This window comes from Xanthomonas citri pv. mangiferaeindicae (assembly GCA_002240395.1).
GTDB lineage: Bacteria > Pseudomonadota > Gammaproteobacteria > Xanthomonadales > Xanthomonadaceae > Luteimonas > Luteimonas citri_A.
Window position 1 is genome coordinate 2,933,955 of the sequence record CP016836.1, and the last position, 11,896, is coordinate 2,945,850.

10 protein-coding genes are annotated in these 11,896 nt (G+C 66.5%); all 10 read left to right on the top strand.

Annotated features, from left to right (window positions below; genetic code table 11):
* The first annotated feature begins 6 nt into the window (after positions 1-6).
* The 10 genes from BEN78_12765 (at position 7) to BEN78_12810 (ending at position 11,872) form a co-directional block, all read left to right on the top strand.
* The gene (locus tag BEN78_12765; protein ID ASR44114.1) at positions 7-1,374 is read left to right on the top strand and encodes an NADH oxidoreductase (quinone) subunit F; all 1,368 of its coding nucleotides are present in this window, start codon (positions 7-9) and stop codon (positions 1,372-1,374) included.
* On the top strand, positions 1,371-3,602 hold the full coding sequence (locus BEN78_12770) for an NADH-quinone oxidoreductase subunit G (GenBank protein ID ASR44115.1): 2,232 nt from the start codon (positions 1,371-1,373) through the stop codon (positions 3,600-3,602). The genes BEN78_12765 and BEN78_12770 overlap by 4 nt, the downstream gene beginning before the upstream one ends.
* Positions 3,603-3,667: 65 nt before the next feature.
* Positions 3,668-4,744 carry an NADH-quinone oxidoreductase subunit H gene (locus BEN78_12775; GenBank protein ID ASR45124.1) on the top strand — a complete coding sequence of 359 codons (1,077 nt, stop codon included), beginning with the start codon at positions 3,668-3,670 and terminating at the stop codon, positions 4,742-4,744.
* Positions 4,744-5,232: an NADH-quinone oxidoreductase subunit I gene (locus BEN78_12780; protein ASR44116.1), complete on the top strand. Its 489-nt coding sequence runs from the start codon at positions 4,744-4,746 to the stop codon at positions 5,230-5,232. Before BEN78_12775 ends, BEN78_12780 begins: the two co-directional genes overlap by 1 nt.
* A gap of 3 nt (positions 5,233-5,235) precedes the next feature.
* Positions 5,236-5,889: an NADH:ubiquinone oxidoreductase subunit J gene (locus BEN78_12785; protein ASR44117.1), complete on the top strand. Its 654-nt coding sequence runs from the start codon at positions 5,236-5,238 to the stop codon at positions 5,887-5,889.
* Positions 5,886-6,212, top strand: a complete 327-nt coding sequence (locus BEN78_12790; protein ID ASR44118.1) for an NADH-quinone oxidoreductase subunit K — start codon at positions 5,886-5,888, stop codon at positions 6,210-6,212. Before BEN78_12785 ends, BEN78_12790 begins: the two co-directional genes overlap by 4 nt.
* A gap of 7 nt (positions 6,213-6,219) precedes the next feature.
* On the top strand, positions 6,220-8,358 hold the full coding sequence (locus BEN78_12795) for an NADH-quinone oxidoreductase subunit L (protein ASR44119.1): 2,139 nt from the start codon (positions 6,220-6,222) through the stop codon (positions 8,356-8,358).
* Positions 8,359-8,371: 13 nt separating this feature from the next.
* Positions 8,372-9,883 (top strand): NADH-quinone oxidoreductase subunit M, encoded by a 1,512-nt coding sequence (locus tag BEN78_12800; protein ASR44120.1) that lies wholly within the window; start codon positions 8,372-8,374, stop codon positions 9,881-9,883.
* Between the two features lie 31 nt (positions 9,884-9,914).
* Complete coding sequence (locus BEN78_12805; protein ASR45125.1) at positions 9,915-11,375, top strand: NADH-quinone oxidoreductase subunit N; 1,461 nt, start codon at positions 9,915-9,917, stop codon at positions 11,373-11,375.
* 317 nt (positions 11,376-11,692) lie between these two features.
* Positions 11,693-11,872 carry a hypothetical protein gene (locus tag BEN78_12810; protein ASR44121.1) on the top strand — a complete coding sequence of 60 codons (180 nt, stop codon included), beginning with the start codon at positions 11,693-11,695 and terminating at the stop codon, positions 11,870-11,872.
* Positions 11,873-11,896 lie beyond the last annotated feature (24 nt).

Below are 11,896 nucleotides of genomic sequence, written 5' to 3' on the forward strand. Positions count from 1 at the left end.
GCGGACATGGCACATCACCATCCCAAGTCTTCCGAAGGCTACGGGCCCGTCGGGCCTGCGCCCAAGGAACACCAGGCGGTCTACACCACGCTGCATTTCGACAAGCCGTGGAGCTACGAGAACTACCTCAAGACGGGTGGTTACAGCGCGCTGCGCAAGATCCTCGAGGAGAAGATCCCGCCGGCCGACGTCATCGAGATGGTCAAGCAGTCGGGCCTGCGCGGCCGCGGCGGCGCGGGCTTCCCGACCGGCCTGAAGTGGAGCTTCATGCCCAAGGGCGAGATGCAGAAGTACATCCTCTGCAACTCCGACGAGTCGGAGCCGGGCACCGCCAAGGACCGCGACATCCTGCGCTACAACCCGCATGCGGTCATCGAGGGCATGGCGATCGCCTGCTACGCGACCGGATCGAGCGTGGCCTACAACTACCTGCGCGGTGAGTTCCATCACGAGCCGTTCGAGCATCTCGAAGAAGCCACCGCCGAGGCTTACGCCAACGGCTGGCTGGGCAAGAACGTGCTCGGTTCGGGCATCGATATCGACATCTACAACGCGCTGGGCGCGGGCGCCTACATCTGCGGCGAAGAAACCGCGCTGATGGAATCGCTCGAAGGCAAGAAGGGTCAGCCGCGCTTCAAGCCGCCGTTCCCGGCCAACTTCGGGCTGTACGGCAAGCCGACCACGATCAACAACACCGAGACCTACGCGTCGGTGCCCGCGATCGTGCGCAACGGCCCGGAGTGGTTCCTCAATCTGGGCAAGCCCAACAACGGCGGCTGCAAGATTTTCTCGGTCTCCGGTCACGTCGCGCGGCCGGGCAACCATGAGATCCGCCTGGGCACGCCGTTCTCCGAACTGCTCGATCTGTGCGGCGGCATGCGCAACGGGCACCGCATCAAGGCGGTGATCCCGGGCGGCTCGTCGATGCCGGTGCTGCCGGGCGAGACGATGATGGGTCTGACGATGGACTACGACGCGATCCAGAAGGCCGGGTCGGGTCTGGGGTCGGGCGCGGTCATCGTGATGGACGAGACCACCTGCATGGTGCGTGCATGCCAGCGCATCGCCCGTTTCTACTTCAAGGAGTCCTGCGGCCAGTGCACGCCCTGCCGCGAGGGCACCGGTTGGATGTACCGCATGCTGACCCGCATCGCCGAACACAAGGCGACCGTCGACGACCTGCAGATGCTGCGGGCGGCCGCCGGCCAGATCGAGGGACACACCATCTGCGCGTTCGGTGAGGCCGCTGCGTGGCCGGTGCAGGGCTTCCTGCGCCACTTCTGGGACGAGTTCGAGTACGCGATCGTCAACCGGCGCTTCCTGGTCGACGATCAGCGCAACGGCACGGTGGTGTCGAAGGCGGGGGCTGCATGAGCGCGCAACCTGTGAATCCGAACCTGCCGCCCGACCACGTCACCGTCTTCATCGACGGCGTCGAGCTGGCCGCGCCCAAGGGCTCGATGATCATCCAGGCCGCCGACAAGGCCGGCATCGCGATCCCGCGCTTCTGCTATCACGACAAGTTGGCGATTGCGGCGAACTGCCGGATGTGCCTGGTCGAGGTCGAGAAGATGCCCAAGCCGGCGCCGGCCTGCGCCACGCCAGTGATGGACGGCATGAAGGTCGTCACGCGCAGCGAGAAGGCACTCAAGTCGCAGCGCAACGTGATGGAGTTCCTGCTGATCAACCATCCGCTCGACTGCCCGATCTGCGATCAGGGCGGTGAGTGCGAGCTGCAGGACCTGTCGCTGGGCTACGGCCGCTCGGTCAGCCGTTTTGCTGAGCGCAAGCGCGTGGTGCCCGACGAAGATCTCGGCCCGCTGGTCGCTACCGAGATGACGCGCTGCATCCAATGCACGCGCTGCATCCGCTTCACCGCCGAGATCGCCGGCACCTACGAGCTGGGCGGTATGCAGCGCGGCGAGAACCTGCAGATCGGCACCTACGACGGCAAGCCGTTGACGACCGAACTGTCGGGCAACGTCATCGACGTGTGCCCGGTCGGCGCGCTGACCAACAAGGTCTTCCGCTTCCGCGCGCGGCCGTGGGAACTGATCGCGCGCGAGTCGCTCGGCGGCCATGACGCGCTGGGCAGCAACCTGTTCCTGCACCTGCGCCGCGGCGAAGTGATGCGTGCGGTGCCGCGCGACAACGAGGCGGTCAACGAGTGCTGGCTGTCGGACCGCGACCGCTACTCGCATCAGGGCCTGGCGGCCGAAGACCGTGCACTGCATCCGCAGATCAAGGATGGAGGCCAGTGGCGCGAGGCGACCTGGGACGAAGCGCTCACGCGCGCGGCCCGGATCCTGCGCGATAACCCGGCCGACGAACTCGGCGTGCTGGTGCACCCGTCGACCTCGAGCGAGGAGGGCGCGCTGCTCGCGCGTCTGGCCGACGCCCTGGGCTCGGGCAACCTCGACCATCGCATCGCCCAGCGCGACCTGTCCGACGGCGCCGTCGCGCAAGCGTTTGCGATGCCTGTCGCCGAGCTCGACAAGGCCGACGCGGTGCTGATCGTCGGATCCAACCTGCGCCATGAAGTGCCGCTGCTGCACCACCGTGTGCGCCAGGCCTGGAAGCGCGGCGCCAAGGTCTACGTCGTCAATCCGGTCGATTTCGAGTTCACCTTCGACATCGCCGACAAGGCCATCGTGGCGCCGTCGCGCATCGCCGAGACGCTGCAGGTCGCCGAGCTGGCCGACGCGCTGCGCGATGCCAAGCATGCTGCGATCATCGTCGGTGCGCAGGCGGAAACCAGCGCGCACGCCACCGACATCCGCAAGGCCGCGGCCGCGCTGGCGCAGTCGACCGGGGCCGCGCTGTGCCGGATCCCGCAGGGTGCGAATGCGCTCGGCCTGACGCATGCCGGCGTGCTGCCGACCACGCGCGATGCCAACGCGATGCTCGCGCAGCGTCGTGGCGCCTATGTGATCTACGGCATCGAGCCGGGCCTGGACTTCGCCGATCCGGCGCAGGCGATGCAGGCACTGGGCGCGGCCCAGGTCGTGGCATTCAGCCAGTTCGCCTGCGAATCCACGCGCAGCGTCGCCGATGTGATTCTGCCGATCGGCGCGCTCGCCGAGATCGACGCCACGCTGACCAACCTCGACGGGCGCGCGCAGCATGCGACCGCGGCCGGCAAGCTGCCGGGCGATGCCCGGGCGGGCTGGCGGGTCCTGCGTGCGCTCAGTGGCGAGCTGGCGGTACCGGGCTTCGAGTTCACCGATCTGGCCGGCCTGCGTGCAGGTCTGCAGCCGCGGACCGTGACGGTCGCAGCCTCTGCGGCCCCGACGGTCGACGGCGACGGGCTCGAGCTGGCGGTGACCCAGGCGATCTACCGGGTCGATGCGCTGACCCGTCGCGCGGCGGCGCTGCAGTCCCATCCGCTGACCCTGGGCCCGCGCATCGCGCTGCATCCCGATGACGCCTCGGCGCACGGCGTGGCCGATGGCGGCATGGCCAAGGTCAGCAACGCGGTCGGCACCGGCACGCTGCAGGTCGTCGTCGACGACCGCGTCGCCCCTGGCGCGGCATGGGTCGAATCGGGCTACGGCGCCACCGCGGCGCTGGTGGCCGGCAAGGTCAAGGTGGTGGCGGCATGAGCATGCCTACAGCAAGCCTTTTGCAAGGCGGCGTTTCGCAAACCGGCGTGACGAACACCGCATCGTTGCTCGGCGATCTCACTGCGCCGCTGCACGAGGCGCTGCTGTCGCTGGGCGGTATCGGCGTGGTGCTGTGGATCGTGCTCAAGATCCTCGTGATCGCGATGCCGGTGATCATCGCCGTGGCGTTCTACGTGGTCTGGGAGCGCAAGCTGATCGGCTGGATGCACGTGCGCCATGGGCCGATGTACGTCGGCATGGGCATCTTCCAGGCCTTCGCTGACGTCTTCAAACTGCTGTTCAAGGAAGTCATCCAGCCGACCAACGCGCAACGTGTGCTGTACGTGCTGGCGCCGCTGATCACCCTCGCGCCGGCGTTCGCGGCCTGGGCGGTGGTGCCGTTCGACGCGCAGTTGGTGCTGTCGAACGCGAACGCGGGCCTGCTGTACCTGCTGGCGATGACCAGTCTGGGGATCTACGGCATCATCCTGGCCGGCTGGGCGTCGAACTCCAAGTACGCGTTCCTGGGCGCGATGCGCGCCTCGGCGCAGATGATCAGCTACGAGATCGCGATGGGCTTCGCCCTGGTCGGCGTGATGGTCGGCGCCGGCAGCCTGAATCTGAGCGAGATCGTCATGGCGCAGGCCGGCGGCAAGGGCCTGTTCGACTGGTTCTGGCTGCCGATGCTGCCGCTGTTCGTGATCTATTTCGTGTCCGGTGTGGCCGAGACCAACCGCTCGCCGTTTGACGTCGTCGAAGGCGAGTCGGAGATCGTCGCCGGCCACATGGTCGAGTACTCGGGGTCGGCGTTCGCGCTGTTCTTCCTGGCCGAGTACGCGAACATGATCCTGATCAGCTTCCTGACCTCGACGTTCTTCCTCGGTGGCTGGCTGTCGCCGTTCCAGGGCTGGTTCGACGGCGTGCCGGTGCTCGAGTGGCTGGCGATCGATGGCTGGTGGTGGCTGTTTGCGAAGGTGTTCTTCTTCGCCAGCTGTTTCATCTGGTTCCGTGCGTCGTTCCCGCGCTACCGCTATGACCAGATCATGCGGCTGGGCTGGAAGGTGTTCATCCCGATCAGCATCGGCTGGATCGTGGTCACCGCGTTGATGGCGTACTTCGGCGTATTCGAGGCAGGGCAGTGATGGGCAAGTTCGTTGCATGGTTCAGGAGCCTGCTGCTGCTCGAATTGCTCGGCGGCATGGCACTGACGTTCCGATATCTGTTCCGGGACAAGTACACGCTGATGTACCCGATGGAGAAGGCGCCGCAGTCGCCACGCTTCCGCGGGCTGCATGCGCTGCGTCGCTATCCCAACGGCGAGGAGCGCTGCATCGCGTGCAAGCTGTGCGAGGCGGTGTGCCCGGCACTGGCGATCACGATCGATTCGGAGCAGCGTGCCGACGGCACCCGCCGCACCACGCGCTACGACATCGACCTGTTCAAGTGCATCTACTGCGGGTTCTGCGAGGAATCGTGCCCGGTGGATTCGATCGTCGAGACGCACATCCACGAGTACCACTTCGAGAACCGCGGCGAGAACATCGTGACCAAGCCGCAGCTGCTGGCCATCGGCGACCGTCTCGAGTCCGAGATCGCCGAACGCCGCGCCGCCGACTCCGCGTACAGGTAAGCCATGGACCTCGCCCTGATCTTCTTCCTCGTCTTCGCCGCGACGACCGTGATGTCCGCGGTTGCGGTGATCAGTGCCCGCAACCCGGTGCACGCGGCGCTGTTCCTGGTGCTGACGTTCTTCTCCACCGCCTGCACCTGGTTGCTGGTCGGCGCCGAGTTCCTCGGCATCGCGCTGGTGCTGGTCTACGTCGGTGCGGTGATGGTGCTGTTCCTGTTCGTGGTGATGATGCTCGACATCGATGTCGCGCCGCTGCGGGAGGGCTACGTGCGCTACCTGCCGGTCGGCCTGATCGTGGCGGTGGTGATGCTGCTCGAGATCCTCGCGTTGATCGGCGTGCGCAGCCGCATGACGCCGTTCGCGGTCGATGCGGTCGACGCGGCCGGGGTCTCGAACACGGTGTGGCTGGCCCGCCGGCTGTTCACCGACTTCCTGCTGCCGTTCGAGGTCGCCGCGGTGATCCTCACCGTCGCAGTGATCGCCGCGGTGACGCTGACGCTGCGCCGCCGGCCGGGCGCCAAGCATCAGAACCCGGGCGAGCAGGCGCGGGTGCGCGCCAAGGACCGCATGCGCGTGGTGAAGATGGACGCAGTGCGTCCGGTGGTGGAGGCCCCGGCCGATGCCGGCGACCTGCCGACCGAGGGAGAAGCGAAATGACCGAGCTGTTCGGAACCGGCCTGTCGCTGGGCCACTACCTGTCGCTGGGTGCGGTGCTGTTCTGCATTTCCGTGGCGGGCATCTTCCTCAACCGGAAGAACGTGATCATCCTGCTGATGTCGATCGAGCTGATGCTGCTCGCGGTCAACATCAACTTCGTCGCATTCTCGCGCGAATACGGTGATGCCGCCGGTCAGATCTTCGTGTTCTTCATTCTGACCGTGGCCGCGGCCGAGGCCGCGATCGGCCTGGCGATCCTGGTCACGCTGTTCCGCAACCGGCGCACGATCAACGTCGCCGAACTCGACACGCTGAAGGGCTGAGCCGGGCATGGAGTACACCATTTCAAAGGGCATCCTGGTCGCGATCGTCCTGGCCCCGCTGCTGGGCTCGATCATTGCCGGCCTGTTCGGACGCCAGGTCGGGCGCACCGGCGCGCATGTGGCGACGATCGCCGGTGTCGCGGTCAGCTGCGCGCTGTCTGTCTACACGCTGTGGCAACTGCTGCAGGGCGCCGCACCGTTCAACGAGAACGTCTACACGTTCTTCGAGGTCGGCAACTACTCGGCGCACGTCGGCTTCCTGGTCGACAACCTGACGGCGATGATGATGGTCGTGGTGACCTTCGTGTCGCTGCTCGTGCACCTGTACACCATCGGCTACATGGCCGAGGACCCCGGTTACCAGCGGTTCTTCAGCTACATCTCGCTGTTCACCTTCTCGATGCTGATGCTGGTGATGGGCAACAACTTCCTGCAGCTGTTCTTCGGCTGGGAAGCGGTGGGCCTGGTGTCGTACCTGCTGATCGGCTTCTGGTTCAAGAAGCCCAGCGCGGTGTTCGCCAACATGAAGGCGTTCCTGGTCAACCGCGTGGGCGACTTCGGCTTCCTGCTTGGTATTGCCGGGGTGCTCTACTGGTTCGGCAGCCTCGACTACGCGACCGTGTTCGCGGCCGCCGACACCACGATCGGTGGTGGCCAGACGGTCGAGATCATCAGCGGCTTCGAGTGGTCGGTGGCGACGCTGGTCTGCATCTGCCTGTTCATCGGCGCAATGGGCAAGTCGGCCCAGGTCCCGCTGCACGTGTGGCTGCCCGATTCGATGGAAGGCCCGACCCCGATCTCGGCGCTGATCCACGCCGCGACGATGGTCACCGCCGGCATCTTCATGGTGGCGCGCATGTCGCCGCTGTTCGAGCTGTCGGAGACCGCGCTGCAGTTCATCCTGTTCATCGGTGCGACCACCGCGTTCTTCACCGGCCTGATCGGCATCGTGCAGAACGACATCAAGCGGGTCGTCGCGTACTCCACGCTGTCGCAGCTGGGTTACATGACGGTCGCACTGGGCGTGTCGGCGTACTCGGCCGCAGTGTTCCACCTGATGACGCACGCGTTCTTCAAGGCGCTGCTGTTCCTGGCCGCCGGCTCGGTGATCATCGGCATGCACCACGAGCAGGACATGCGCAAGATGGGCGGCCTGCGCAAGTACATGCCGATCACGTTCTGGACCAGCGTCATCGGCACGCTGGCCTTGGTGGGCACGCCGTTCTTCAGCGGCTTCTACTCCAAGGACACGATCATCGAAGCGGCCAAGCACGCCGGCGATGGCGGCTGGGTGTACCAGTACGCGTACTGGTCGGTGCTGCTGGGCGCATTCGTGACCTCGTTCTACAGCTTCCGCCTGCTGTACATGACCTACTTCGGCAAGGAGCGCTTCCGCGATGCGCACGCCTCCGACGTGCATGCCGCACACGATGCGCACGGCCAGGAGACCCATCACGAGCCGCTGGACGACGACGGGCATGGCCATGCGGTGGCCCATGCGCATGAGGATCATGGGCACCATGGTCACGGTGCGCACGAGCCGCACGAGTCGCCGTGGGTGGTGACGCTGCCGCTGATCCTGCTGGCGATCCCGTCGATCCTGATCGGCTACTTCACCGCCGGCCCGATGCTCTTCGGCACCGACTGGACCGGCCACCATGCAGGCAACGGGTTCTTCGATGGCGTGATCCACGTGCTGGCGTCCAACGACGTGCTGGCGACGCTGAAGGAAGAGCTCTGGCACGGCCCGGTGGGCTTCGCGCTGCACGGCTTCGTTGCCCCTGCGTTCTGGCTGGTCGTGGCCGGCTTCGTGCTCGCCACGGTGATGTACTGGTGGAAGCCGGAACTGCCGGCCAAGGCCGCGCGCGTGTTCGCGCTGCCGATCCGGGTGCTCGAGCGCAAGTACTTCGCCGACGACCTGTGGATCGGCGGCTTCGCCGGTGGCGGCGTCGCGCTGGGCAAGCTGTCGCGCGTGTTCGACACCAAGGTCATCGACGGCCTGTTCGTGAACGGCTCGGCGCGCGTCGTCGACCTGGTCTCGGGCCTCGTCCGCCGGCTGCAGTCCGGCGCTCTCTACCACTACGCATTCGCGATGATCGTCGGCCTGATCGTGCTCCTGGCCGTCCTCATCAAGTACTGGCGCTGACGGAAATACCCACGTGTCGAACTGGCCTCTTCTCAGTCTATTGATCTGGCTGCCGATCCTCGGCGGCGCCTGCGTGCTCGCATTGGGCGATCGCCGCGCCGATGCCGTGCGCTGGGTGTCGCTCGCGGTCGCCGTGGCGGTGTTCGTGCTCAGCCTGCCGCTGTTCACCGGCTTCGATTACGCGAATGCGGGGATGCAGTTCCTCGAGCGCCGCGAGTGGATTCCGTCGCTGGGCATCGAGTACCACCTGGGTGCGGACGGCATCTCGGTGGCGCTGATCATCCTGACCACGCTGACCACCGCCCTGGTGCTGATCGGCGCCTGGACCTCGGTGAGCAAGCGCGTGCACCAGTACTACGCCGCGATGCTGATCCTCGAGGGCATGATGATCGGCGTGTTCTGCGCCGTGGACGCGATGCTGTTCTACGTGTTCTTCGAGGCGATGCTGATTCCGATGTTCATCATCATCGGCGTGTGGGGCGGTCCGCGGCGCGTCTACGCCTCGGTCAAGTTCTTCCTCTACACGTTCCTCGGCTCGGTGTTCATGCTGGTCGGGCTGATCTACCTGTACCTGCAGGCCGGCAGCTGGCAATTGCCCGACCTGTACGCGGTGCGGTTGTCGGCGACCGAGCAGACGTGGCTGTTCTTCGCGTTCCTCGCCGCGTTCGCGGTCAAGGTGCCGATGTTCCCGGTGCATACCTGGCTGCCCGATGCGCACGTCGAGGCGCCGACAGGCGGCTCGGTGATCCTGGCGGCGATCATGCTCAAGATCGGCGGCTACGGCTTCCTGCGCTTCAACCTGCCGATCACCCCCGATGCCGGCCACGAGTGGGCGTGGCTGGTGATCGCGCTGTCGCTGATCGCGGTGGTCTACGTCGGCCTGGTCGCGCTGGTCCAGCAGGACATGAAGAAGCTGGTCGCGTACTCGTCGGTCTCGCACATGGGCTTCGTGACCCTGGGCGTGTTTATCGCGTTTGCGCTGGTGCGTGACGTCGACGCTGGCGATGCGGCCCGGCTGGGCCTGCAGGGCGCGATGGTGCAGATGGTCTCGCACGGCTTCGTCTCGGGCGCGATGTTCTCGTGCATCGGCATCCTGTACGACCGCATGCACACGCGCATGATCAAGGACTACGGCGGCGTCGCCAATGTGATGCCCTGGTTCGCGGCGTTCTACGTGCTGTTCGCGATGGCCAACTCCGGCCTGCCGGGCACGTCGGGTTTCGTCGGTGAATTCATGGTGATCCTGGCCGCGTTCCAGAACCACCCGCTGATCGGCTTCTTCGCGGCGATGACGCTGATCATCGGCGCCGCCTACACCCTGTGGCTGGTCAAGCGGGTGCTCTACGGCGAGGTCGCCAATGCGCACGTCGCCGCGCTCAAGGACATCAACGCCCGCGAGGCGCTGGTGCTGGGCGTGTTCGCCGCGGGCACGCTGCTGATCGGTGTCTACCCCAAGCCGCTGACCGACCTGATGGAGCCGTCCATCGCGCAACTGGCGAACGTGATCGCCGCCAGCAAGCTGTGAGTCCATATTCAATGAGAGCCGTGCCGCGATGATTTCCGCTCCGATGACGCCCCCCGTCCGCACGTTGGCCGAGCTTGGCCCGATCGTGCCTGAGCTCGTCGTGATCCTGGGCGCGTTCGCGCTGCTGATGCTCGACCTGTTCCTCGACCCGCGCCGCCGCATCGTCACCCATGCGTTGGCCGTGGTCACGATGCTCGGCGCCGCCGTGCTGATCGCCGCCGGTATCGGCGGCCACGGCACGATCCTGGCCGACATGTTCGTCCGCGATGCCGGCGCCGATGTGCTCAAGGTCGCTGGGCTGATCGTCGGTGCGATCGCACTGGACTACGCGTGGCCGTACCTGCGCGAGCGGGGCCTGTACCAGGGCGAGATCCCGGTGCTGTTCCTGTTCACCAGCGCCGGCATGATGCTGCTGGTCTCGGCCAACAACATGACGATGGTCTACGTCGGCCTGGAGCTGCTGGCGCTGTGCTCGTATGCGTTGGTGGCCTGCGACCGCGACAACCCGCTGTCGTCGGAAGCGGCGATGAAGTACTTCGTCCTTGGCGCGCTGGCTTCGGGCATGTTGCTGTTCGGCATGTCGCTGATCTACGGCGCGACCGGCACGCTGTCGCTGCCCGGCATCGACCAGGCGGTTGGTGGGCTGGTGGGCGAGGGGCGCGTGTTGCTGCTGACCGGCATGGTGTTCGTGCTGGTGGGCATCGCGTTCAAGTTCGGCGCCGCGCCGTTCCACATGTGGCTGCCCGACACCTACCACGGTGCGCCGACCCCGATCGTCGCGTTCATCAGCTCGGTGCCCAAGCTGGCCGCGTTCGGCATGGCTTGGCGCCTGCTCGATACCGCGCTGGGCCAGGTGCACGACCAGTCGCAGCTGCTGCTGGCGCTGCTCGCGGCGCTGTCGCTGGCGGTCGGCAACCTGTTCGCAATCGCGCAGACCAACCTCAAGCGCATGCTCGCCTACTCGACGATCTCGCACGTCGGCTTCCTGTTCCTCGGCCTGGCCGGCGGCGGCGAGACCGGACATGCGGCGGCGATGTTCTACGCGATCAGCTACGCGATCATGTCGGTGGCCTCGTTCGGTGCGATCGTCATGCTCTCGCGCGCCGGCTTCGAGGCCGAGCGGATCGAGGACTACAAGGGCCTGAACCAGCGCAGCCCGTGGATGGCCGGTCTGGTGCTGTGCATCATGGCGTCGCTGGCCGGCGTGCCGCCGTTCCTCGGTTTCTGGGCCAAGCTGGTCGTGCTGCAGGGCGCGCTGGAAGGCGACCTGCTGTGGCTGGCGATCGTCGGTATCGTGTTTGCGGTCATCGGCGCGTTCTACTACCTGCGCGTGATCAAGGTCATGTACTTCGATGCGCCCAACGCCGCGCCGGTCGCGCAGCGCCCGGGTTCGTTGCTGCGGATCGTGTTCGCGGTCAATGCGCTGGCGCTGCTGGGCCTGGGGTTGTTCTGGAGCCCGCTGATGGCCTGGTGCCAGCAGGCGTTCGCCTGACCGCAAAGGCCGCGCGTGCGCGGACCATCGATGTCTTCAATACCGGCCGGGTCTTCGACCCGGCCGGTGTCGTTTGCGGGATCCGTTTCGATGCCTGTACGGCCGAGCGCCGCCATTGGGCACGTGCGCATGAGGATGTGACCTCGGTCATGGCTCGAGCACGACGCTGGCGTATTCATTTGCATGGCGCCGCGCGGGCGTGTTACCCCGGAACCCGCCCGTCGACGACGGCGGGCCGGTGCGGCGCGCGGATCGCCGGATCGTCCGGTCACCGCCGGGCTGCACCGGGACGTCACCCAACCAGCAAGGAGACGATCATGGACAAGGTCAAGGCAAGCAAGGATCAGGGGACCCGTCGCAACCCGGCCGGCGATGCGAGGTCCAACCTCGATCGGCTGATCGGGCAGATGCAGAAGCAGACGCCGAAGGGCACCGCCCTCGACACCGCCGGGATCGCCCCGCAGGCGACCTGCTCGCGCACGATCTACTGCGTCTGAGCGCAGTGCCGCATCCGGCCGGCG